We start from the raw sequence: 25,808 nt of genomic DNA, 5'->3' as shown, positions 1-25,808 counted from the left end.
AATAATATTTTTTTGACGGAAATGGCCAAAAATGTTGTTAGAAATTGAATAAGATTTCTCTTGGCCCTTTCTAAGCGCGCAATTTTATAGGTATTATTAGTGCGCAGGATGAAATTGGGGAAATTTTAATAATCTTTTGAGATTTTACTGATGCTTAAGCTTATTCCTAAGATGTCCCCATCAACTCTAACAGGAGAGAGTAATGATTAGACAATTAGCTGTTTTGCCAGGTGTTATTGTTGGAACGGGGCGCCGAGTTAAGCGTATTTATCGCTCGGAACTAAGATGCATTAACGAACTTGATGAATTACAAGAGTTTCAACAACTCGCTTACCAAAGAATTGGTGTTAAATTTCCTTTAGATTTTCTTGCTAGAAATAAGACATTTGCTCTGTTTAATAAACACGGGCTAATGTGTGGTGGTTTTACTTTCGCACTAGGTAGTGATTCTCGTGTCGTAAAAAGTTTACCTGATGATGCCCTAGCAAAATTAAAAAAAGATGTTCCAGATTTTGAAAATGATTTATTCGAAGCCACAGCACTTTGGATGTCACGCTATCAACGTTGTCGACTGCTAGGAGTTTACTTCTGGCTTATGATGTATATTGAAGCATCACGCATGGGACGTAACTTTTATATTTATGCATACTCAAGTGCCAAGCCAAAACTTGGTGAGATCTATAATACAATACGCCCGTTTAGACTTTATAAAGGCTATACTAAAATGCTACCTGGTATGAGTGAGCCTGATGATGAAGTTATTGAGTATGGAACAATGATGAATGTCCACTTATCATTTGGTCGCATCGTAATGTTCCTTTTAAAGAGACTACTAAAAGCTCGCTCAATTAAAAAAGTTAAATCTTATAGCTAGTCTGGCTAGCAAGGAGCGTTTGTATGTTGACCTTGGAAGAGGTCGTTGCCCCTTACTCACATATTAGGCTGGCGACTAAAGAAGATAACGAAGGGATCTTAAACTTTTATAAAGATATTCATATGGAAACTGGTGATGAAGCATTGTCATTTGATCGTGGCAGTGACTTCTTCAAGTTTTACGAAAGAAAAGGAAACCATTTCTGGACCTTCTTATTTCTAAATGAAGACTTAAGTATTTGTGGTGTTGGTACAATTGTAAGACACTTACGATTTATCGATGGTGACTATCGACCTGTTGCATATTTTTGTGATTTACGAGTTTCTCCTCAAGGAGGAAGAAGAGCAAAGGTACAGTGGCGCAAATGTTTTGCTGATGTCATTGCTGCTCTTCCTAAATTGGCCGAAGATCTTCGATGTGAAATGGCCTACACCGCGATCTTATCGGATAATGAAAAGGCCATAGCTTCCTTAACAAAGGGAGGGCGAGGTTATAACTACCGCTATATCAATAATTATCACGTCTATTCTGTTGTGATTCCTGCAGTCTTTAATCCAACGTTTTTTGATGTAAGAGAAATCCCTTTTTCTGATTTTTCAACTTTCTATACACAAGAGGCCCATGAGTTAGACCTTATGGAGGAACTCGATGATCAAGAAGGTAATGCCTATTACGGTGTATTTGATGGCAGTGATTTAGTCTCAATCTTTATGATTGCCAATCGCGATCTTGGACGATCTTACAAGCTATATAACTTAAAGTTTGCAAAGAAGTTTTTAACTAATATTGTTGAAATGATGGGAAGGCCCAAAGTTGATAATGGTATTTTAAAAACCTTAGAGGTTCAATACCTCTGTTTTAAGTCTGCTATGAGTAACGATACAAAAAAAGATATCATATCAGCTATGATTAAATATTTAAAAGATTCACATCTGTTGAGTCATTATCATATCTGTAACTTATATACGGGACAGGATGAGATTCACTTCTCGCCACTAATTGACGGCGTTGTTGTGGAAAGCACAGGACATATGTTTGAAATTCACAGTGATGAGAATCAGGGCCTATGGCCTAAGAGATCTTTTCGTTTTGAAGGAAGTCTTCTGTGATATGGCCTTTTAATATTATTTCTAAACGTTACTTTGGCCGTGACTGGGTAGGTGTTTGGTATGAATTATTAAAAGAAAGGGGAGAGAACGATCAATGTGTGATTGGCCGTGCTAAGTGGCATGACGGTAATCTTCTTTCACCTGAGTACTTTGAATACTCTCATTCTCTGATGGATGGAAGTGCCTCAATTCCTTATTATTTAACTCAGCTTGGAGCAAAGAGAACTCCAGTCTATTCTAATTATCATAAGAAAATATCTTTTTGGAAACATCTGATGCTTGCTTTAAAAGCAAAGGATATTTCACCTGCAAGTGCTCCTGAGTGGAAGGAGAAAAATGATAATAGGCCTAAGGATAATTATGAATTTGAGGTAGGCGTTCTTAACCATGGGGAAACTAAGGCCTTTAATGATTTCTTAAAGGAGAAGAAACTTTCGCAAAATGTTGTTCTTCTAGAATTAATTAATCACCACGTTTTTTCTCTCATAAAAGATGATGCACAAGAGTTAAGATACTCATGGCTTCTGCCAATTAATATTAGAGGGATTGTAAATAAGAAGAGTCCTTACGAGAATCATACTTCTTTTGTTCAACTACGCTTAAATTCGAACTCTGATTATAACGAAATTAGAAATGGCTTTTCGCAAAAAGTAAAAACTCTAAATCACATTGGCCTATGGTGGGTTCATCATATTGGTGTTTTATTTGGCCGTAATTACATGGCAAAACTTTCACGAAACTCAGCGACTAAAAATTTCTGGCTTGGAACATTCTCTAATATTGGCGCCTGGGATGTTAGTGATGAAAGTTATAAATCTCTTGGTCAAGATGAAGTGTGGTTTGCAACGACTCCTGGATCTAAAAATTTTCCAGTAGGAATTGTTGCAATGGAGTTTAATGGCCAATTAAGTCTCAGCTTAAAAATTCATCCTTATATAGCAAAAGATAATAGAGGAGCGGCCAAGGCACTCCTCGCTAAGATTATTGCTGATATTAAATTTAATTACAGTTAAGAACTTGAACAGCTGGTGTTGAGCCTTGTAGCTCAGCAGCCACGTTGGCCGGAAGACAATACACGTGTGCATTCCACTTTAGACCTTCTAGGAAATAATCCACTCGACCTAATTCATTATCATTGTCTGTGTTTTGCATGAATCGCTTAACGTTACCAACACCAGCGGCATCTGCATCTGCCAGTGTCTCTTCTGGAAGTCCATACTGCCCATGAGCAAGACCAAAACCAACATATCCATCAGCACACATGCTCTGCTGACATGCAACGATTGCTAACTTTTCACGATCTTTCATATGTCCTGTTAGTGGTTCAAAATCTGAGTCTGGTAGATTTTGAAGCTCACTTGATACAAAACGATTTGTATATGCTGATACGTTCGAATAATTCTTAAGCTGACACTTGTTATTTTGCGGATTGATATAACCTGTACAACATAGATTTGCATCATCACCGGCCTGCATCTGTGTTCCCGCTGGCATACAACAAGCAAACTCATCACTTTCAAATACTGGCTTAAATTCGTTAGCTTTTGATAGTGGCTCGTAGTCAAGAGTATCTGCAATCATATAACCGTCAACACCATATTCAGGAGCTGCTGTATCATCGCGGTAAATAGGTTTACTACACTTGTTATCACTCATATCAACTACACCTGAGATATGATCTTTAATAACAATATTTGGAATACCTGTTAGTTCGAAATATCCAAGCCACTTTGTGATATCTTCACCGATTGCGTCTGGAATATCTACTAAAGAACAACTTGATGTATTTTGCGCTTGAGTTGCACTACAGTTTTGCTTTGACTGATCAGCGTAGTTGTAACATTTGAAATCTTCAAGTGAGTCCTGGCCGTGTGCTTGCATTTTATTTGGTCCCCACTCATGGCCACCACCATTAACTTCTTTATTGAAACTACGAACCCAGTTTTCGCTACAGCACATTTTCTTTCCATATGTTGAAAGTGCTTTAAATTGTGAGTAGGCACTAGCTTCTGGAATTCCTGCATCCTTTGTGGCCATCGTCATTGTGTTTAGCCCGTCTGTTTCTCTCTCATACTCTGTTAGAACATTTCCTGAGAAGCGTGTCGAAGTTTTTGCTCCAATTTCTGCTCCAGGTACTCTTGTAAGATCAACACCATCACTATTTGTGATTGTTGAATCATTTGAAATTGGTCTTCCAAAGATATCAAGAGTAGGGACTTTAAATGTATTTCCCATTTGAGTACAGCAACGATTATTTCTTATGTCATAGTCATCATCACCAACACGTGCTGGTTGTGAGCATACTTGTTCTGTTTGCCAGAAAGAAAGTTCATACTGACTTGTGGCCGTGATTAGATCATCGATTGATACACCTTTTGTATTATCTGTTACAAATTTAGAAGCTGAACAATCTAAATCTGTAAAACAAGTTGAACCTGGTGCTCTTAGACATGCATTAACAGGTAGTGCCTGTGAGTCAACATATGGTGCATCTTCATCTTCAAGATCTTTCAGTAAATTATTATTTGTCAGTCCATTAAAAATCTCTAAGAAGTAAGTACTCAGGTTTTGAGAACGAGAAAGAAGTTGTAAGTCAGATGTTCTTGTACTTACATTATTAATGCGGTCAAAGGCAACATAGTCTCCTGTCGTATCGAAAGTTGGACAGCTTAGGTAAGTATTAAGATTCACATTATTTTGTAGATCTGTAACAGTGTTCCCCATATTCCCAATAAAGTCTGGTACTAGAACTGATTCGCGATCCATTGAAACGACAACATCTTCTAGATTTGCATCACGTCCAGGAAGGCATAGTCCCTGAACATTATTAAGAAGTAGATTCTTCTTTGCATTAGAATTAGGTGCTTCATTACCAATATAGTTAAATGGACGGCCAAGTGCTGGTGCTTCAAGACCTACTGTTGAAACAAGATCTTCATCTGAATCAACTTGACCATTTTGAAATGCTAGGGAAGTTGCCTTACGAGAAAGACGATTGTTGAACTTTTCATTATTGGCACCTTCTAGTGGCTGACAATGATTGTTGAATGAACAACCGTGAAGTCTCTTCGAACCGACTGTCGTGTAAGATTGAGACGAGTTGTTCACATTATTATATTCTGGTAGACAAGCTGCTCCACGTCCTCTGTATACACATCTTTTAACTCCACCAGAAAAAGTTCCACTTAAAGATAGTAGACGATCAATATCACTTTCTTGTGGGATTTCATTTCCGTTAACGTCAAAATTTGGAAAAGGTGACGATAGAGTTGATATATTTTCACAAGCGTAATCCCAACCTAGAGCTGAGACACATTCATTATCTGTGTTACAGGCATGAACCTGCTGGCAAGTTGCACCATCTGTTGCATAGTCAGTAGTTGGAATATTTGAACTACCATTAATAACTGAATCCTGTACTGTTACAGAGTAGCTGTTTTCAACAGTTTGATCTGCAAACTTAGCATTAATTGCTAAGAATAGTTTATTACTTGTGGCCTTAATTCTTCTTTTTGAACCAACTGCGAACCACTTGACTCCATCAAATGATCCAATAACAGATCCGTAGTTGAATCCATACCAGTCGCGATCATAGCCATTAGCAACCATAAAGTGCTGTGCCTTCATGCGATTTAATCTTTGATCTTGTTGATCTTCATATGGCTGATGAGTCCAAGCAAGCATTGTTGCTGGTACAAAACAGGCACGTCCAAATAAAAAGTCATCAGAGCGATATTTTGTTGTTTTCGTACGCGATGATGTTGTTAGGTCCGGTTGATATCCTGCTGGGCCATTTATAAATTCATTTGAAAGATACTTTAAACTTGAAGCGTAGTAATCATTTCCACATGATGAACAACTAGAGTAGTTTCCACCTGAAACGAAGATATCATAAGTTATACCTTCATTTACTTGGATTTCTTTTGCTGCTTTGGCAGCTGTACTTGTCAGATCAAAGCTTCCATAAATCTCACTAAAACCAACGTAATCCGTTAGATTGTTTGGCTTTGACTTATCACCGTTAGCATAGGCAAATGCTGTTCCTTCTTGAGCAAGGTTTGGTTCAAGAATAACATCAGTAAGCGTTAGGTCTTTTTTAGAAACACCATTGCTGTCAAAATACCTTTGCGGAGCCGTCTTTGCAGAGAGATAGAATGATTGTTGTAAAGGAGCTTGTGGTTGATTTGAAACTAGGTAACATTGGTAGTTTACAACCACGTCATTTGTATCTCTTACTTCTTCTAGTGCACATTGAGAAAGTGAACATTTACAGTATGTCGCAATCTCTTGTTGAGCAGCTTCTTTTGAAGTTAGAATGGTAGGATAAGTGCTAAGGTCTACATAAAATGTAATCTTAACAGTCTGTGAGTCCTGAACAATATAATTGTCTCCAAAGACAACTTCATTGATTGATCCAATTGAAAGTGTCCATGAAGAATTCTGTGTTCTTGTGACTTCATCAACTTGAACAACTAGCTTATTTCCTAAATTTGCATAATAAGGAATTTGGAATCGTTGTGTACCAGGGTAGTGGTCTGTTGCCATCCCTTCATTTTGTCCCTGCTTATATACTTTATAACATTGTGCTTGGAAGTTATTGATTCGTTTACATGAAACATCAGTATAGGCATCAATCTCTAAGTTCTTGTACTTATTCGTCTCACTATATGGAGTTGTAATTTTAAGTTTTGTTGTATCTGTTAAGTTGTCATTCTCTCCTGATATTGTCACTGTTCCTGGAACAATAGCAGCACCTTCTTTATAGATGATTCCATTTTGATAACGTACTTCATGAACAGAGTTTGCAAAAGGCTTTGTTCCTTTATATGTAGAAGCAAAATTTGTATCATCAATATTTGTCTCGTAGTTTTCTTCTAGATCAGTACGAGCACCTTCATAAATTGTTGTACAGATACCTCGCTCACCATCAAATGGAGTGGTACATTGAAATAGTTGCTTTAGGCGATTAAAGCGTATGGCCGCTTCTTCATCTGGCGTATAATCCTCATCTGGGTCAGTTCCAGGTACAGAACCTGTCGTACAGATATTATAGTAATTTGGATAGTTATAGATAGCAGATGGGTTAAGATCAATCTCATTTAAAACAGTACTTGGAATATTCTGTGTTTTTTCCGATAAATCCTGAACACATTGTCCATTAAGACAACAGTAGTCACTACCATTTCCACTACATTGTGAATCTTGTGAACACAAATTTCCTGTGTCAGGTGTTCCTATATAAGTGAAGAATAGTTTGAAAGAAATATTATTTCCAAGGGCCGTTGTAAGGTCATCCCCTGAACTTGTTGTTAGTAGAAGTGAACTTGACGTTGTTGTTATATTTGAACAAGTTGGACAAATTTCATCAATATCGTATTTTACTTTCGTTGAATTTAGGGCCTTACCTACAATAAATGACTGAACATCAATATTGTCACAATAGCTCTGAGTAATAGACTTATCAATTGAGCGATAAGTAAATCTTAAGAAGTATTCTTTTGAATTCTCTGAAACGTTAATTGTGTATTGTGGAAAACCAACTGCCACTAGTGGTGTACCACTCTCAATACCTGGGAAGTTAACGACAGCACAGTAAGTCTTATTAAGATTTACTTTCACATAATTATGAATTCCACGGCCCCTTAATGTCAGCTTATCATCAAAGTAATTATCCAATTCAAATACGCCATCATAGACATTACCTGCATATTGAATATAGGCCCTTGAATCAGCGAACGTTGGATCGTTGATCTCTGTTTCCACACCATCGTTTTCACTGCTAGATGTAGAGCGATTATTAGCTGCCTGAGGTACGCATGAACTTGCCATCATAAGCATTAGCGTAAACATCAGAATGAATTTAAACTGTTCCGTGTATTTCTTCATTTACTATCCCAAATAGTTATCGTCTCAATCACGTAACTACTTAAGATTAATATAAAGTAAGGTTAAAATATGCCGCAGTAAAATCATAATAAAATGAGTTATTAGGAGGTTAGAGCTGAAAATCTCTAAAATCCATCCGAGCATTTGACTCAGATACTTGGCAATGGCCAAAATTATTTATGTTGGCCACAATACTTGTCACTTTTGGTGTTCATCTTGCAAGTTGGTTTTTGGCCCCAAAAATGCTCATAGACTAAGCTAAGTTCGTGTAAATATTTAAGATAGACAGAAATTTAAACGGCTTAGAGGCCATTCTCTTTAATAAACTTTAGAAATCGCTATTCTAATAGCTGTTCGAGGGTAGGATTATGAAAAGAGAAGAAAGAAAAGACGACGGGTCAATCTGGAGTTCATACTCAGATATGTTTACAACCGTTGCGGTTGTATTCCTAGTTATGTTCGTTTTCGCCATGATTAAAGTTGGTGTTAAATCTTTGCAGCAAGCGCAAGAGAAGAAGAAACACGAAGAACAACTTGAAGGAATGGTTTCCAAAGAGCAAAAAATCAAAGAAATGAAGGCCAAGAATGAGATTGAGCAATCAATCACTGAGGTTACTGATTATAAGAACGTGATCAATCAAAAAATGGTCGAGCTTTCTAAGTTTGTTGAGAAACTTGAAAAGAATAAAAAGATCATGGAAGAAATGGTTGAGAACCAAACAAAGAAAGAGTCAATTGTTGAAAAAGTTGGACAACAACTTGATAAAGAAAAGTATAAGTCAAAAAAGATCTCTCGTGAAAATACTGAATTAAAGAAAGAAATCAACGAAAAAGCAAAAGAAATGAAGAAGCGTCTTGAGGAAATTCGTAAGAATCAAGATGATCTACGTTCTAAAGAGGCCCAACTTGATAAGCTATCAAAAATGATGGAGCGTCAAAAGAAGGAAGAAAAAGAGCTTGAGAAGAAAATTCAGCAAATCGTTAAAGAGATGAAGCAGAAGTCTCAAGAGAATGAAAAGCTTTCTAAGAATCTTGAGCAAACAAAAGAGAAGATTAAAGAGCAAGAAGAAGAGCAAAAGAGAATTAAAACTGTTTTAGAGTTCAAAGAAAAATCATTAGTTGATCTTGAAGAACAAATTAAAGAACGCGATTCGATGCTTGCAAAAGCAAAAGATAAGAATAATATTCTTTACTCAAAAGTTGGTGAGTTAGATAAGAAAAAGAAACAAGTTGAAGAGCAGAAAAAGAAAATCGAAGAAACTCTTTCAAGTGTAGAGCAAGTTAAAACTCAACAAGAAAAGAAACTTAAAGAGCTTGAACAAGAGATTACTAAGCAAACTGAAGATATTAAGAAGATTACTCAAGTTAAGTCAAAGCTTGAAACAAAGCTAGAAGTTGAACAAAAGAAAGTTCAGGAGCAACAAGCTGAAAACAAACTTGTTAATAATGAGATTGTAAAAGTAAGATCAAAACTAGCAAATACTCTTCAAAAAGTAACAGAAGATACAAAGAAAATTCAAGAGCTTCAACAAGTTAAGCGCAAAAATGAAGAAGCAATTGCTAAGGCCAATCGTGAGATTGAAGGGCGTATTATTGCCCAAGAAAAGCTAGAGAAAGAAATTGTTGAACAGAAAAAGCAACAGCAACAAGAAGTTCAAAAGCTTAATCAAGATCACACGCTTAAGGTTGATAACCTAAATAAGAAGTATGCAAATATCATCTCAACAAAAGAGCATGAAATTAAAACTCTTAATGCTGATCACCAGAATAAGGTTGCGGACTTAACAAAGTCTTATGAGCAACAAAAACAGCAACAAAAAGCAGGTTATGAGAAACAAGTTGCTGATATGAATAGAAAGTTTCAATCAGAACTTGATACAAAGGATAAGCAACTTGCGGGTCAGAAAAAAGACTCTCAAGAGACGATTGCTCGTCTAAACTCGGATCACCAGAAAAAAGTTGCTGACCTTACTAAGACTTATGAAAAGCAGCAGCAAAACACTAAAATGGGTTATGAAACTCAGATTGCTAATCTTAATAAGAAATATCAAGGTGAACTTGATGTTAAGGAAAAACAATTAGCAGGTCAAAAGAAAGAGTCGCAAGAGACGATTGCAAAGCTAAATTCTGATCATGCAAAGACTGTTAATGACTTAACTAAATCTTATGAAAAGAAGCAACAAGATACGCAAATGGGTTATGAAACTCAAATTGCAAATCTTAATAAGAAACATCAATCAGAGCTTACATCTAAACAACAACAGTTAGATGGTCAGATTAAACAATCAAAAGATACGATTGCTAAGCTTAATTCTGATCACGCTAAAAAAGTAGATACGATTACTAAGTCGTATGAAAAGAAGCAACAAGATACAAAAATGGGTTACGAAACCCAGATCGCTAACCTAAATAAGAAATACCAATCAGAGCTTACTTCTAAAGATCAACAATTAGCAGGACAAAAGAAACAGTCGCAAGAGACAATTGCAAAGCTTAATGCAGATCACGCAAAGAAAGTTACAGATATAACGAAAGCTTATGAGAAGAAAGAACAAGATACGAAAATGGGTTATGAGACTCAAATCGCAAATCTTAATAAGAAGTACCAATCTGAGCTTGATACTAAAGAAGCTCAACTTGCTGGTACAATCAAGAAATCACAAGAGACAATTGCGAAGCTTAACTCGGATCATGCTAAGAAGGTTGATGACTTAACAAAGTCTCACCAGAAGCAACAACAAGACACAAAAATGGGTTATGAGTCTCAGATTGCAAATCTTAATAAAAAGCATCAGTCAGAACTTGATACTAAAGAAGCTCAACTTGCTGGAACAATCAAGAAGTCACAAGAGACAATTGCAAAGCTTAACTCAGATCATGCTAAGAAAATTACTGATCTAGAGAAAATGCATAAGAAATCTGAAGCCAAACAAAAAGCTGGATATGAGTCTAAAATTGCTGATTTAAACAAGAAGTTCCAATCGGAGCTGGAGTCAAAAGAAAAGCAATTAGCAGGTGTTAAAAAAGATGCGCAGTCACAGATTGCAAAGCTTAACGCTGATCACAAACGTGAACTTACTGATCTTACAAAACAATTTGAAAAAAGTAAGTCAGATCAGAAGCTTGCATATGACAATCAAATTAAAGATCTAAAAGGTAAGCATGCGCAAGCGATGGATTCACTTACAGCACAAAAAGATTCTCAAATCAAAAAACTTAATGCTGATGTTGCCGCTCGTGATGGAAAAATCGCAGGTCTTAACGATGATGTTAATGGACTTAAATCAAACCTTGCTCGTTCTCAGCAGAACAATCAAGGATTAAAAGGTGATATCAAAAACCTTCAATCAAAACTTGCACAAGGGGACGCTAAGAATAAGGGTCTTGCTGGTGAAGTTGATCGTCTTAAGGCGATGGTTGGTAAACTTGAAGGTGATAATAAATCTCTTATGGCACAAAATGGTGGACTTAAAGATGCTCTAGGGCAGGCCGAGGGTCAACTTAAGGGAATGTCTGAAGAGAATGGTGGACTTAAGAAAGCACTAGGACAAGCTCAAGGTAAACTTGCTGGTATGGCAGAAGAAAACGGAGGGCTTAAGAAAGCTCTTGGTGAGGCCAAAGGTAAGATGAAAGGAATGGGCGAACAAATTGGTGGCCTTAAGAAAGCACTTGGCCAAGCTGAAGGTAAGCTTGCTGGTATGTCTGAGGAAAATGGAGGGCTTAAGAAAGCTCTAGGTCAGGCAAAAGGTAAGATGAAAGGCATGGGTGAAGAAATCGGTGGACTTAAGAAGGCCCTTGGACAAGCTCAAGGTAAGCTTGCTGGTATGGGTAAGGAAATCGGTGGTCTTAAAGAAGCACTTGGACAGGCCAAAGGTAAGATGGCCGGTATGGGTAAAGAGATCGGTGGACTTAAAGACGCTCTTGGAAAAGCTAAGGGTGAGCTTGCTGGTCTTGGTAAAGAAAACGGTGGTTTAAAAGAGGCCCTAGGTCAAGCTAAAGGTAAGATGGCCGGTATGGGTAAAGAGATCGGTGGACTTAAAGAAGCTCTTGGGAAAGCTAAGGGTGAGCTTGCTGGTCTTGGAAAAGAGAACGGTGGCCTAAAAGAAGCTCTTGGCCAGGCACAAGGAAAACTTGCTGGTATGGGTAAAGAGATCGGTGGACTTAAAGACGCTCTTGGAAAAGCTAAGGGTGAGCTTGCTGGTCTTGGAAAAGAGAACGGTGGCCTAAAAGAAGCTCTTGGCCAGGCACAAGGAAAACTTGCTGGTATGGGGAAAGAGATCGGTGGACTTAAAGAAGCTCTTGGAAAAGCTAAGGGTGAACTTGCTGGTCTTGGTAAAGAGAATGGTGGACTTAAAGACGCTCTTGGAAAAGCCAAGGGTGAACTTGCTGGTCTTGGAAAAGAGAACGGTGGTCTAAAAGAAGCTCTTGGTCAGGCACAAGGAAAACTTGCTGGTATGGGTAAAGAGATCGGTGGTCTAAAAGACGCTCTTGGAAAAGCTAAGGGAGAGCTTGCTGGTCTTGGAAAAGAGAACGGTGGCCTAAAAGAAGCTCTTGGTAAGGCCCAAGGTAAACTTGCAGGTCTTGGAAAAGAGAACGGTGGACTTAAAGAGGCCCTTGGTAAAGCAAAAGGTGAGCTTGCTGGACTTAATAACGAAAATAAAGACTTAAAAGGGAAGGTTGCAGGACTTGGAAAAGAAGTTAGTGATCTACAAAATGCACTTGCTAATAAGAATGATGAAAATGGAAATCTTGGCCGTAAAATCGCATCTCTTGGTGAAGACCTAAATGCTTGTGAGACTGGCTCAAGTGCGCTTAATAAGAAGGTTACTGAACTTGGTAACGGGCTTGATGGTGCTAATAAGAAACTTAACTCATGTCTTGCTGAAGTTAACGATAAGAAAGACTTCATGAAGCAAGTTAAGAAAATTGCGAAGAAAGTTGAAGATCAGAAGAAGAATCTACGTGCAAATATTGCGAGAAACCTAGCTGATAAATTTAGAAATAATAATATTGATGCAGCGGTTGATCCTAAAACTGGTAACGTAACACTTCTAATGGATAAGAACCTACTATTTGAAACTGGTTCTTCAAGACTGAGTGTTCATGCGAAGAAGAAGCTAAAAGATCTAATCCCACTGTACTCAGAAGTTTTATTTGCTGATGATACAGTTAGAGAGCAGCTTGATAGTTTCAACGTAGAAGGTCACGCTTCACCACTATTTGCTGGTAAGGCACTAGATCCTATGATGGCAGAAGCTTATTCGTATAACTATAACTTAAACCTGTCGTCACGACGTGCACTAGCAATTTCTAACTATATCTATAGTGATGGAATGAGCTATCCATATAAGTTCTATATGAGAAATGTGACGAAGTCGATTGGTTATGGTTTCTCAAGACCAGTTCTATTAGATACGGTTATTGAGAGACAACGTGAGTCGATTGCAGCTGAACTTATTGAGCCAAAAGGTTTCATCGTCGAAGAGAGAAAACCTGCAAGCTACGCAATTCCACTTGCAAACGAAGACATGAAGTGTGGTGACTATAGTTGTAAACAGTCACAACGTGTTGAGCTGAGCTTTACACTTAAAGATGATCCAAAAGCGATGGAGAGGTTATTACAATTGTCTCCAGAACTAAAATAGAATACCAATAGTCGAGGATTGGTAGACCTAACAAAGAGGTACGTATGATTGAGATAGTTTTAGGGTTTTTCGGTACATATCTTATCGAATTTATGATGGGGCTTTTAGTTTGTGCCCTAGTATTCCGCTACTTAGCTTATCGCCACAGTAAGGACGATGATGCTTATTACTCTCGTTTTACTCGCGAGCTTGATGCGGCCATTGATGATGATAAGCAAAAAAATATACCAATTGATGATATCGACTCTTATATGTCGAATCTTCTAGGGCGAGTAAATGCGGCCCTTCCTGATAACGCTCTTCGTTTCAGTAATAATGCCAATATTCAAAATCGTCACTATGATGGAAAAGAGGCCATGCAACAACAGCAAAGAGAAATCGATAAAGAGATCGATAGCTCTGAAGGTTCAAGTATTTCGCTTAACCAGTATATTGGTTCTAAGCACGGTCTAATTGCTTCAATTCATGGGGAGAGTTCGGTTTTTAAATCAACAGTTCCTCCTAATTATACTGAGCTTACTGACCGTATCATGAGTGATGATAGAAATTGGACTAAGCTTTACGGACAGATCCCTATTGATGGTGCTTCACGTATGATCGATATTCTTCCAAACCTTTTTATTGTATTTGGGGTTTTCGGGACGTTCATTGGTATTGCCATGGCCCTTCCTGAGATTGCGGCCATTGACTTTAATAATATTGAAAAATCTTCAGATAACCTTACTCGTTTCGTTATCAACGTTGCCTTCTCGATGAAGACATCGATTGCGGGGATTTTCTTTTCTCTAATTTTAACTTTCCTAAACACTCTTTTTCCACTACCGGAAAAGCGTTACAAGATTTTTAAGAAAGTTGAAACTTCAATGCAGAACCTTTGGTATCACCTTCAACGTGGTAATGCTAAGGAGCAGAGTACAATGCAAGGTGTACTAAAAGTTCTTCAAAGTATCGAGAGATACATGCGTGAAGACGCTCCTATTAAGAAAGTTGATTCTGATAAGAAGAATGTAGCTTAATAAAGCTAAGAATTTTAAGCTGACTTTAAATTTGGAGAAGAGAAATGAGTGTTTTATCAATCGTTAAAGGTTGTCCGCTATTCTTTGACCTATATGACAACGAAATTATGACAATATGTGAGCACTGTAAGGTGCTTACGCTAAAACCTGGCGACTATGTTTTTAAACATGGCGATAGTGGTGAGGAGTTGTTCCTTATCTTAAATGGTTCAGCAAAAGTTTTTAATGCTGACGATAAAGAAATTGCTCGTTGTAAAAAGGGAGACCTCTTCGGTGAGATGGTACTTCTTAAAGAAAATAAACGTTATGGAACTGTTCAATCAGATAATTATACAGATGTTCTCGTCATGAACTACTCGGACATATTCGGCCTGTACAAAACCAATCCTCGAATCTTTTCACTCTTGATACTCAATCTATCAAGATTACTGGCCGGACGTTTACAGGGCGCAGGTAAACGAATTTCAACCCTAATCATGGAAATGGAAGAAATTAAGAAAGCTGCCTAAAGCTAGCGCTGAGATGGGGGGAGGGGCAGTTCACTGAGCTGCCCCCCTTTTTGGTACGCGCCACCTTTTCGAGATTTTAATCACTTAGTTTCTAATTTCTTCTATACTTAACCCTAAACTTTATATTTCGTTGCTTTTAATTAGTATTCATTATTGAATGAATCTTTTTATATTAGTAATTTTTATTCTTGTGAGATTTTTGACGAAGATTTCTCCTTTTTAATAGATAACTTTCTAGAATCTCGAAAAGGTGGCGCGTACCAAGTTTCGTAATTGAATTAAAAAATAAAATGTTGTCGTTTTTATTTATTTGTCATGTCTGTTACGTCAGAACGTTTGAATGCCTAGACCTAAATTAATAAGACAAAATGAGTTTCCTTATCACGTAACATCTCGAACTAATAATAAGGTTCCTTTTCCTCTACCAATGTATCATGTTTGGGATTTAGCTAAGCAGGCATTAATTTATGCTCGGAAAAATGTTAATGTTGAAATAAATTGTTTCGTTTTAATGAATAATCATTATCACTTACTCGTTACAACTCCTAATGAGAATATTGATAGGTTTATGATGTATTTTAATCTCAAACTCTCAAAGCTAATTAGTCGAAATGCTAAGGTAATAAATCATAAATTCAGTAATCGCTATAAGTGGACTATCGTCTCCAATCAGGACTATTTACAAAATGTATATCGTTATATTTATCAAAATCCTCTTCGAGTAAATATTGTAGAAAGATGTATTGATTATCCATATAGTTCTCTACACTTTACAAGTTTTGAAGCTCGCTTGTTAAACTATAGGCCACACTTTATGTATGCAGATGAGGTGTCTTTTTATGAACAAAGGTTTTCAAGTAATTTAACTAATATTATTAGCACTTCTTTAAAAAGGAGTGTTTTTGAAATCCCACTTAGTGTAAGTACTCATGATCGCAAGATGTTGAAATCCTGAAAAGGTGGCGCGTACCTTAAAGGTCGCGTACCTTTGCAAGTAGTAGGATCAAACCTTGCTGACAGAATTTATTTTTCAAACGAGTTCGATCTCCGCGAAACTCATATCTTTGTGCTGATACACCATCTTTTGTGGCAACGCCGATACATACTGTTCCAACAGGTTTGCCAGGAGTCGCACCACCTGGGCCGGCAATTCCAGTATACGAAATTGCAATGTCAACACCTAGGGCCTTGCGAGAACCAGCGGCCATCTCCGTTGCTGTTTCGTTACTAACGGCACCATGATTTTTTAGTGTTTCATTTTTAACGTGAATAATATTTTCTTTTACTGAATTAGCGTAACTTACGACTCCACCTAAAAAGACAGACGATGACCCTGATACATTTGTGATTGTTGAACTGGCCAGTCCACCTGTGCAGCTTTCTGCAAAGCCAATTGTGAGTCCTTTCGCTTTTGCTTCTTCAACAATAACTTCTTCGATTGTACGAAGGCCATAAGTCCAAATATTATTCTTTAACTCTGTTGCTTCAATGATATCTCTAATTCTTTGACGTGATTCTTCATTTTGAAATTGTGGCCTAAGATTAATTGTAATATCAACTCCTGAGACGATTGGAAGTGAGCTAACTTTTCCAAATTCTTCCAAATCTTCCCAAAGTGTAGGGCATAGCTTAAAGAAGATTGTCTCTTCTGGAATGCTGTGAGTACGGCACACAAAAAGTTCGTGACCACTTTCAGCTCGGTTTTTTAGAAGTGGAACAATACTATCTCTAACCATCGTTTGACATTCGCGAGGAACACCCGGTGTACAAAAAATCTCACATTTTCCTAACTTTGCATGAATTCCTGGAGCAAGGCCAGATGGATTATAAATAGGAGAGGTATCTTTTGGCAGCATATGATAGTTGCTCACTTCACGTGAAAACGTTCTGCCAAATGTTTCGTATTGCCTAATTGCTATCTTTTCTGCTTCGAGGTTTTCAACGAGTTCAACACCTAGTACATTTGCCACAATGGATTTTGTTAAGTCATCTTTTGTTGGCCCAAGCCCACCTGTGATGATAAGAAAGTCATTCTCAGCGGCCTGTTTCTTAATTTCTTGAGTTACTTGATCAAATTTGTCACCTAGGATTGTGCACTTATTGAAGTCAAAGCCTAGAGGAGCGATCTCTTTTGCAAGTATTTGCAGGTTAAGATCATTAATTTTTGCATTTAGCAGCTCGTCACCAATGATTATTTGGGAAATTTTGGCCATGTTAATCCTTTAATTTGGGCAAGATAGGTTATAATATACGCTGATTATTTTAACACATAACTTTATCATATAGAGAAAGAAAGAGTACGAATGAGTAAAATTACGAATTTTAAATTAGACTACGATCAAGACCTAGAGTTTTATCTAAACAAAAACTTTCCTGGTTTCGCTGATTATCGAATCCATAACAAGGCCCTTGATGCTCGTGGAGCTAATCGCGGTAAAAAACCAATCTATAATTTTAAAGTTGAAATTATTTATCCTGGTGAAGAATTTGCTGCGTATCGAGAGCAGTTTAACTTTCTTGATAACTTTTCCAAGACACCAATTATTATTGGTGCAGGACCTGCTGGCCTATTTTGTGCACTACGCTTAGCGGAATATGGAATTAAATCGATCATTATTGAAAGAGGAGATCGTGCTCATAATCGTATGAAGCATATTGCTCGTTTTTGGCGATACAATGAATTTGACGATGATAATAATGTTTGTTTTGGTGAAGGTGGAGCGGGACTTTTCTCTGATGGGAAATTAATCACGCGTATTAAGTCACCTTACGTACAATATGTCATGAATCGTTTTGTTGATTTTGGTGCGCCTCCTGAGACGGCCTATGTATCTAACCCGCACTTAGGATCTAATAAGATTCGTGGGCTAATCAAACAAATCACTGATCATCTTAAAGAAAAAGGATGTGAGATTCACTATAATGTGAAGGTGGATGAAATACTTTTTGAGGACGATAAGAAAGTTGCCGGTGTTAAGCTGAGTGATGGAAGAACACTTGAGAGTAATAACGTTGTTCTAGCTACAGGTCACTCTGCTAAAGAAATTTATTATCATTTAAAAGAAAAAGAAGTTGCGATGGAGGCCAAGGACTTTGCTGTTGGTGTGCGTATTGAGCATCGCCGCTCGCAAGTTGATTTTCTTCAATATGGACGCTTTGTTCAAGAAGATCTTGGTGCCGCTCGCTATAAACTTACATACCACAACAAGAACGTTGATAAAGGAACATACTCTTTTTGTATGTGTCCAGGTGGCTACGTTTTATCTTCTGGAACTGATGCTGATGGGATTGTTGTAAACGGAATGAGTAACTTTGCAAGAAACTCGCCTTGGTCAAACTCTGCACTTGTTGTTTCTGTAAATGCAGGAAAAGATTTTGGTCTTGATGATGTATTAAATGGTCATTATTTTCAACGTGAAATTGAAAAGAAAGCCTATGAAGCTTCGCTTGCTAATGCATCTGGAAAAGAGATTCCATCACAAAGAGTACAAGACTTTCTTGATGGCCGTGTTTCTAAAGATCTTCCAAAGACATCTTGTCCGTCAGGAATCTTTTCACATAACTTAACAACTATTCTTCCAGAGTTTATTGCTCAAGGTCTTCGTGAAGGACTAGAGTCTTTTGATAAGAAAATGAAGGGGTTTGTAAATAATGATGCCCTTTTATTGGCACCGGAGACTCGTACTTCAGCACCTGTAACTATAAAAAGAAGTCGCGCGACTTTTGAATCAGATTCTCATAAAGGTTTATACCCTTGTGGCGAAGGCGCTGGTTATGCAGGTGGTATTACATCTGCTGCCGTTGATGGTGTTAAAGTTGCAATGGCAATGATTCGTAAAGAAAAAAATATCTAAAGAAAATACTCTGCAACTGCAAATAATCCATTTTGAACGACTAAGAAGTGTACAGAATGATTAGTTGGGTTGTAGAGAATTTTTCTCTGTGATGTATAGCAATCAACTTGCGCATCCCAACTTAATTCAGTTTCGATATCATCCGTAAAATTATATTGCCACATTTTATTACTTGCACAGTAATAGTAGTATTCTTTTGAATTATAGCGAACGTGTGTGAAACCATTAGTTGTTCTTGGTAACATCGTGTAGTCAACGATATTTCCGTCACCACCTTTTATCATAACTCGAGCAGAACTTGTTTGCTTAAACATCCAACCAAGAGTTGAGTCATAATGTGAGTTTACCATACCACCATATGTTGGTACTCGAGAGCTTGCTAGAGGAGTAGCTGCACTATAGAAATTTCCACGTTCCGTATCTGGCATACCTGCAAAATGAGATTGACGGTAGCTATCATTCATATCGTATAGCTTTATAAATGCATCAGAAGTCGTTGATCCGTTATAACGTGACTTGTGAAGCATAAGCTCGCCATTTGCCACCCCAAGAATTTGCTCATTATACCAGTCAAATTTAATATCTGTTCCGACTAGTCCATCAGATGCAGCATCAAAGTACCAAGTGGCACCGCTTCCAATAACTCGAGTATTGGTTAATGTAGTTCTGCTGTAGCGATTTACACCTGAACCAACATCATCAAAAATATCTCCTGTTGTTCGATCAACTGAGAAGCTATAAGATCTCGCTGAGTAGCCACCAACAATAGTTTCGATGTTTCCACCAATTGTAAATTCTCTGTATGTTCCTGAAACGTAATCACCGACAACTATTGTATTATCTAGGCCATTATCCTTACCCCAATCAATTTGCCAAGAAGCCGAAATACGAGCTGATAGAGCACTTTCACCATCACCTGAAGAAGAAAATTGACCTGCTAGGGTAACGATATTACCACTGTCATCTAATGTTCTAATTAGCCCGTGATCATTAAAATAGATTTTACCTTGTTGGTTAACAAAGTAACCTTGAAGGTCTATTGGACATGAAGTCGCTGCCGTTCCATCTGCACATGGTGTGCTCGATGTTGAATCAGTACCAAGAACTCTCGTATACGTATTTGTTACATGATCATAGAGCATTAGGTTGCGGCCATGGTTGTAATCAAAATAGATTTTTCCATCAAGGCCTGTTTTGTAAATTGAGCGATAACCTGTATAGATATCATAAGGTGCTGTGGCATTATATGTCGTTGTTGGTGTACCCGATGCGTAGTCTAGTCTAGCGACACGGTAATGCGTATTTCCTGTGACAGGCTTATGAACACTTACATGCATATGCTCAAGAGCCGAGTTTACCGCATTATAGGCGATGGCCATATTCGTCACACTTTTTCCTGACCAACTATAAGTGTCCTCATTGTAGATACCGACACCATCGATTTGGATACGATTGACTATATTTTCGCTTGCATCAAAGTGAAACCAATTGCGATCAGTATTACTTGAAGTACTTCTAAAATAGAGGTCGCCATTTGGTAGAGGAACTAGAGTACCTAGAAAGCGATGAAAGCTTGCAATGTCGATAGCACTTGGTGCAAAACTTGTTCCTGGATTAGAGTTCGATCCTCCACCTACTAGAGTCGATATTTGCCAAGGAGTCGTATTCATATCAATTCGTCTAATACTGCCCTTATCGACAATGAGAAGCCCATTGTTATAGTCAAGAGTAATGGCACTTGCAAAGCCAATTGTGGCATTCTCAATTGATCCGCCATCTCCACTTGGTGTACCTGTTGTTGGTAATAATTCTTTAATAATTCCTGTGGCAGGATCTACCCATAATAGGCCTGCATCAAGGTCACGATAGAAAATATCTCCACGATCAGTGACTACCGTTGAGAATAGATCAATCTCATATGTTGAATTTCCATCTTTAAAAATAACAGAACGCCCACTTCCGCCAATACCTTTTTCTGTACTTCCCGCAATGATTCTAAAATTAGATTCATTTAGAGGTGCAGATGTCATAAAGGTTTCACTACCATCGCTATCAAGGGCAACAACTCTGATCTTATAAACAGAGTCGGTAGGAGAAAGTCCTGTAAGTCTAATACAACCTGTTTCTTGGGCCGTAATTGTACAACCACTTCCTTGAATATTTGCAATATTGTCCATAAGAAGCTGGTACTTTTCTTCTGTTCCATCAAGATAAGAGTAGTAGATACTGATAGGGTTAGTTGCTAGTCCTTCATTATCGATGGCCTTCCATTTTACATAAATATCACTATCTTTAGGGGCCTGAAGTTGAGATAAGCTTGCAGGTGAGCTAGGTGTATTTGTATTCGTCGCTATAATATTAAAAATCTCTGGAGGTGTTCCAGGGAGATAATTGATTGAATCAGTATCAACACTTGTCACTTGTGTATTTGTTGAGATATTTCCTGCTGCATCAGCGGCCCATGCATAAACATTATAATTATTTGTAACAAAACCGATTCTCACATATAAATTATCTGCACTAGTAATCGTTACATTTTGAGCTCTTTTTGCTTCAGGAAGTGTTGTGAAACATTCATCGCTGATAGTTGATGGTGCAGTTGTATCATCATATTTAAGGCAAATATATGTAATATCTGATGCAGTATCAGTAGCAACGAGATCGACTTGTATATTATTATTTCCTGTTGTTGTGGCACCACCATTTAATGATATTGAAGAGATTGTAGGAGCGCTCCCATCAATAACAAAATTCTTTTGAACTGTTGTGCTATGTCCGGCCGCATCTGTAAAACTAACTTCAAAGATTGCGTTATTGACCTCTGAGCCTAAAGTTACATCAGTAGAGTAGCTCTTTGATATATTCTCTGTTGTAGCGGCCGCTACAGCTGAAAGGTTTTGCCAAGCACTACCGTCGTAGAATCTTAGTGAAAAATTATTTGCAACAGAATCAATATGCTTTTCAGTGAGTGTCCATGTGAATGTTTTTGTTGAATTTTGTCCATACGATGTAAATGAGTCATGCGCAATCTGTGGAGCCGTTGAGTCAATCCAAAAGATATTAGATTCGACTGTATTCGTATTACCCGCTAGGTCACTTAGAGAAACTCTTACTTTAGCATCTTCAATATTTAGGTTTGGAACACTCCATGCTTGAGTGAATGTTGTATTTGTAAGTGGGCCTACACTTGCATTTAGTGATGAAGTGATATTCACCCAATTACTTCCATTCCAATAGTCGATTGTATGAGTTTGGGCCGCAGAGATATTATCCTCAGTTACATCCCAAGAAAGTGTTACGCTATTTGATCCAGCTTGATTCGCTATTGTCGCAATTGAGATCGCTGGGGCCTGTGTATCATAAAAAACAGAGATATCAGTTGATGTCGTTGATACATTACCATTCACATCTTTTGACCATGCCTTAAGTGTGTGTAGACCTTGGTTCGTATTGGCCAGTGTGTATGTAATTGCTGAGGCCGTCGTCGTACAAGACTGCCAAGCACTATCTGCTTCAGTAGGCTGAGTTCCTTCATTTATTAGGACAAAGTTAATATCACTACATGAGCTTACTGTTAGATTATTACTTGTAGAAGAAGTATAAAGGGCCGAGCTTAGTGCTATTGAAGGTGGCGCTGAAGGTGTTTTATCTGAAACTGTAATTGATACAGTTGCAGTACTTAGAGCATCCGTAGTTGAGTCATTTGCAATGAATGTGAATGAATCTGTACCATTGAAATTCACATTAGATGTATATGTACAAGTCAGATCAGTTCCATAACTTCCTGTCGTAATACAATCCGAAAGTACTCCATTTGTAGGGAGAGAGACAATCTTATAAGTTAAGCTATCACCATCCACATCTGTCGCATTCGATAAAGTAATACTAAGTGGAGTGTTGTCATCTGTTGAATAGCTCTGGTTGGCCGCCATCACTGGAGCATCATTGATTGAATTCACATCAATTGTTACTGTTGAAGTATTTGAATCAGCAGTGGCATCACTTGCTTTATAAGTGAATGTCGTTTGGCCATTGAAGTTTGTACTTGGTGTATAAGTACATGATCTTGAACTTCCTTGGTCGCAAACAAGACTTCCGCTGGCAGTCGTTGAAACGATTGTATAGGTAAGAGCATCGTTTTCAATATCTGTAGCTGCATTTAGATCAAAGCTAATTGGTGTGTCTTCATTTGTTAAAACGCTTTGAGTTGCCAATAACACCGGAGCATCATTAACAGCAGTTATATTAATTGTAATTGTTGCCTCTGTAGGTGAGTCAACTAATGTATCGTTTGCTCGATATGTAAATGTGTCAGTACCATTAAAGTTTAAGTTTGGTGTATAATCGCAAGTTATATCTGTTGTATAGCTTCCAGTCGTTAAGCAATTTGAAAGAGTTCCATTTGTTGGTCCTGTAATAAGTTTGTACTGTAGAGTCTGTGTAGGCATATCAATGTCAGTAGCATTGTTTAGTGTGAAGCTTACAAGTGTGTCTTCATTAGTTGAAATCGTTTGATCATTACCTATAAGTGGAGCATCGTTTTCCGATGATATTGTGATTGTAGCGGTTGCTATATTTGAATCAAGATTTCCGTCATTTACTTTATATGTGAAAGAATCAACACCATTGAAATTAGATGCGGGCATATACTGGCAATCTCTTGAAGTACCACCAGTACAAGTCAAAACACCATTTGATGTTGTCGAGACAACACTGTAACTGAGATTGTCAGCTTCAATATCGCTACCTGTATTTAATGTGAAGGCCAATAAAGTATCTTCTGCCGTTGTTAGAGATTGAGTTGACACAAGTGTTGGAGCATCATTTACAGGAGTTGTATTAATTGTAACGGTTGCTTGTCCAACAGAGTCGTATTGACCGTCATTGACAATATAAGTAAATGTATCGCTACCATTGAAATCTGCATTTGGTGTATATGTACAAGTTAAGTCTGCAGTATAGCTGCCCGTTGTGAAGCAGTTTGAAAGGGTACCATTACTTGGTGGTGTGATTAATTTATAACTTAGTTGTGCACTTGTGTTGTCGATATCAGTTGAATCACTTAATGTGAAATTTAAAGCAGTGTCTTCTATTGCAGTAAAAATTTCATTTGCAGCAATTGATGGCCTATCATTAACATTGGCAACATTCAGATTAACTGTCGCAATATTTGAGTCAAGTTCGGAATCATTGGCCTTATAAGTAAAGCTATCTATGCCAGTGAAATTCAAATTAGGAGTATATGTACAACTTGTTGTGCCTGGATCACAAGTAAGAGTTCCGTTTGTTGGCTGTGACACAATTGTATAAGTTAGCGAGAACGAATCAGGATCAACAGCTTCAGTTAGACTAAAATCGAGGCCTGAATCTTCTGTCGTATTAATTGTTTGAGGCGTTGCTAAAGTTGGCGCATCATTAACTTGATTTATGTCGATCTCGTAACTTTTCTCATGGAATGGTAGAGTTGTATCAACGCGATCGTTACCACTTTGTTTCTTTCCAACTTTTAACGTAATAATTGCTTTAGGAAGTGTATTTGATGGAGGAGTGTAATTCCATACGTTTCCTGTTCCACTTGAAACGCCGTCAACAAACCATTCGTAAGCAATTTGATAAGTCGAATCCCAGTGTTCAGCAAGGGCCGAAAATTCAGAAGAAAGGCCTTCATCCATTAATGTTGCATATAAAATACTCTTTATTTTAGGCTTAGAGCTTTTTAAAATATCTAAGTTTTCACCCTCTGTTAACTCGTTAAAAGTCGACTGTATTTCAGTATCACTTTCAATCTGTGAGTAGGCATCTTCCAAATTAGTAAGATTATCAGCAAGCGTATTTGATAGGGCCTCTTCCGCTGCTTCTAGTTTCTTAGTAAAGCTTGCATCAGTTGAATAGTTGATACTCGTTGCAGGTAGTTGTGCCAAAATTGTTGTAGCAGCAGTAATATTTTGATTCTTATAGAAACTTGTTACAATCTTTTCTAGCTCAATATCACACCCTAGTAGTTTGATCTTATAACGAGCAGGAGCAGTCAGGTCTAACTCTAGTTCACTTATATTAAATTCAAATTGAGTCGAAGTTGATATTGTCTCTAGATCAATTGGATTATCTTCTAGAATTGACATCGTTACCGTATCAAATATTGCAACCTTTGGATCCGTACATGTTGTTGCTGCATACGCACTAAATTGTCGTGTAAAGAAGGTCGTATGAGTAATGACTCCATTAAGTGGTGGAACTAGTCCTTGTAGTCTTGGAGTTGGTGGAATATATGGATTCGATTTCGATTTACTAGAAGACGACGAGCTAGAGCTTGCCTTTGTCTCTGTATCTTCGCTTTGGGCCATAGTAGATACTTGGTTGTAAAAGCTTACTGTACCAGAGTCATTTTCATTTTCTTCTTGTTTGGTTGTATTGTCATAAGATGGACTAGAGTCAAAAGAATTCGAGTCATATGTACCAGTGCTCTTTGATGGAGAGCTTTTAACTGATTCTGAATTAAGCGCTGTATAACCAACAGAAGTATTTGTTTGGTCCTGAGGGCGATTGTTGATGTAAGCGATTTCTGCTTCTTCACTTACATATTCAGGTGTGTTTGGTAATTTTACCTTAGCTGATTCAATATTCTTAATTTGCCCTGTATTTGAAACTTTTGAGCTAGTGGATGCTAATGTGCGTTTTGAATTCTTTTCTTGATCATTTACGATTTTATTTGTTGATGTCGGGTTGTTTGAGCTAATAAGACCTTCGTCTTTGGAATTCTTATTTGTTAATATTAAGACCAACGTTAATATGACGATGGCCGAAATTGCCTTTAGTCTCAAACTTGTTCCTATCCTGTTTACGTTCCGCTTTATTAGCCAAGTTCTTATCGGTTAATTTACATACTTTTTTAGTACTTTTTGATCATAGCAGATC

The 25,808-nt window shown here is 37.6% G+C and carries 11 protein-coding genes; 8 read left to right on the top strand and 3 right to left on the bottom strand.

From position 1 onward, the window contains the following. The first annotated feature begins 202 nt into the window (after nucleotides 1-202). The 3 genes from ABMA70_RS02785 to ABMA70_RS02775 are packed head-to-tail and all read left to right on the top strand — an operon-like array spanning nucleotide 203 to nucleotide 2,996. Nucleotides 203-874, top strand: coding sequence for a hypothetical protein (locus tag ABMA70_RS02785; protein WP_103217454.1), 672 nt, complete (start codon nucleotides 203-205; stop codon nucleotides 872-874). A 23-nt stretch (nucleotides 875-897) separates the two neighbouring features. Next, nucleotides 898-1,983 (top strand): hypothetical protein, encoded by a 1,086-nt coding sequence (locus ABMA70_RS02780; RefSeq protein WP_103217453.1) that lies wholly within the window; start codon nucleotides 898-900, stop codon nucleotides 1,981-1,983. After that, nucleotides 1,980-2,996: a hypothetical protein gene (locus ABMA70_RS02775; RefSeq protein ID WP_392991677.1), complete on the top strand. Its 1,017-nt coding sequence runs from the start codon at nucleotides 1,980-1,982 to the stop codon at nucleotides 2,994-2,996. Before ABMA70_RS02780 ends, ABMA70_RS02775 begins: the two co-directional genes overlap by 4 nt. Here the strand turns inward: ABMA70_RS02775 and ABMA70_RS02770 are convergent. Beyond that, complete coding sequence (locus ABMA70_RS02770; RefSeq protein ID WP_392991678.1) at nucleotides 2,983-7,869, bottom strand: hypothetical protein; 4,887 nt, start codon at nucleotides 7,867-7,869, stop codon at nucleotides 2,983-2,985. The two genes, ABMA70_RS02775 and ABMA70_RS02770, sit on opposite strands and share 14 nt — an antisense overlap. A 368-nt stretch (nucleotides 7,870-8,237) precedes the next feature. Between ABMA70_RS02770 and ABMA70_RS02765 the strand changes: the two genes are divergently transcribed. From ABMA70_RS02765 to ABMA70_RS02750, 4 genes are all read left to right on the top strand, one after another. Further along, a complete protein-coding gene (locus ABMA70_RS02765; protein WP_393022111.1) occupies nucleotides 8,238-13,514 on the top strand; it encodes a hypothetical protein in 5,277 nt (1,758 codons plus the stop codon). 44 nt (nucleotides 13,515-13,558) lie between these two features. Further along, on the top strand, nucleotides 13,559-14,530 hold the full coding sequence (locus ABMA70_RS02760; RefSeq protein WP_103217449.1) for a hypothetical protein: 972 nt from the start codon (nucleotides 13,559-13,561) through the stop codon (nucleotides 14,528-14,530). A 44-nt stretch (nucleotides 14,531-14,574) separates the two neighbouring features. Beyond that, on the top strand, nucleotides 14,575-15,039 hold the full coding sequence (locus ABMA70_RS02755; protein ID WP_103217448.1) for a cyclic nucleotide-binding domain-containing protein: 465 nt from the start codon (nucleotides 14,575-14,577) through the stop codon (nucleotides 15,037-15,039). Nucleotides 15,040-15,379: 340 nt separating this feature from the next. Then, nucleotides 15,380-15,994, top strand: a complete 615-nt coding sequence (locus tag ABMA70_RS02750) for a transposase (protein WP_392991680.1) — start codon at nucleotides 15,380-15,382, stop codon at nucleotides 15,992-15,994. A 16-nt stretch (nucleotides 15,995-16,010) separates the two neighbouring features. Here the strand turns inward: ABMA70_RS02750 and ABMA70_RS02745 are convergent, their stop codons facing one another. Beyond that, the gene (locus ABMA70_RS02745) at nucleotides 16,011-17,252 is read right to left on the bottom strand and encodes a CinA family nicotinamide mononucleotide deamidase-related protein (RefSeq protein WP_103217446.1); all 1,242 of its coding nucleotides are present in this window, start codon (nucleotides 17,250-17,252) and stop codon (nucleotides 16,011-16,013) included. Between the two features lie 90 nt (nucleotides 17,253-17,342). Between ABMA70_RS02745 and ABMA70_RS02740 the strand changes: the two genes are divergently transcribed. Beyond that, on the top strand, nucleotides 17,343-18,893 hold the full coding sequence (locus tag ABMA70_RS02740) for an NAD(P)/FAD-dependent oxidoreductase (RefSeq protein ID WP_392991682.1): 1,551 nt from the start codon (nucleotides 17,343-17,345) through the stop codon (nucleotides 18,891-18,893). Here the strand turns inward: ABMA70_RS02740 and ABMA70_RS02735 are convergent. After that, nucleotides 18,890-25,714: a tandem-95 repeat protein gene (locus ABMA70_RS02735; protein ID WP_392991685.1), complete on the bottom strand. Its 6,825-nt coding sequence runs from the start codon at nucleotides 25,712-25,714 to the stop codon at nucleotides 18,890-18,892. The two genes, ABMA70_RS02740 and ABMA70_RS02735, sit on opposite strands and share 4 nt — an antisense overlap. Between the last annotated feature and the right edge of the window lie 94 nt (nucleotides 25,715-25,808).

It is taken from the genome of Halobacteriovorax sp. XZX-3 (assembly GCF_043196495.1).
GTDB lineage: Bacteria > Bdellovibrionota > Bacteriovoracia > Bacteriovoracales > Bacteriovoracaceae > Halobacteriovorax_A.
This window is presented reverse-complemented; position numbering and strand designations above follow the sequence as displayed.

Bases quoted from the DNA above. Each gene is read 5' to 3' on its own strand.
- ABMA70_RS02785 (WP_103217454.1), top strand. From the start codon at position 203: ATGATTAGACAATTAGCTGTTTTGCCAGGTGTTATTGTTGGAACGGGG.
- ABMA70_RS02780 (WP_103217453.1), top strand. From the start codon at position 898: ATGTTGACCTTGGAAGAGGTCGTTGCCCCTTACTCACATATTAGGCTG.
- ABMA70_RS02770 (WP_392991678.1), bottom strand. From the start codon at position 7,869: ATGAAGAAATACACGGAACAGTTTAAATTCATTCTGATGTTTACGCTA.
- ABMA70_RS02765 (WP_393022111.1), top strand. From the start codon at position 8,238: ATGAAAAGAGAAGAAAGAAAAGACGACGGGTCAATCTGGAGTTCATAC.
- ABMA70_RS02760 (WP_103217449.1), top strand. From the start codon at position 13,559: ATGATTGAGATAGTTTTAGGGTTTTTCGGTACATATCTTATCGAATTT.
- ABMA70_RS02755 (WP_103217448.1), top strand. From the start codon at position 14,575: ATGAGTGTTTTATCAATCGTTAAAGGTTGTCCGCTATTCTTTGACCTA.
- ABMA70_RS02750 (WP_392991680.1), top strand. From the start codon at position 15,380: ATGCCTAGACCTAAATTAATAAGACAAAATGAGTTTCCTTATCACGTA.
- ABMA70_RS02745 (WP_103217446.1), bottom strand. From the start codon at position 17,252: ATGGCCAAAATTTCCCAAATAATCATTGGTGACGAGCTGCTAAATGCA.
- ABMA70_RS02740 (WP_392991682.1), top strand. From the start codon at position 17,343: ATGAGTAAAATTACGAATTTTAAATTAGACTACGATCAAGACCTAGAG.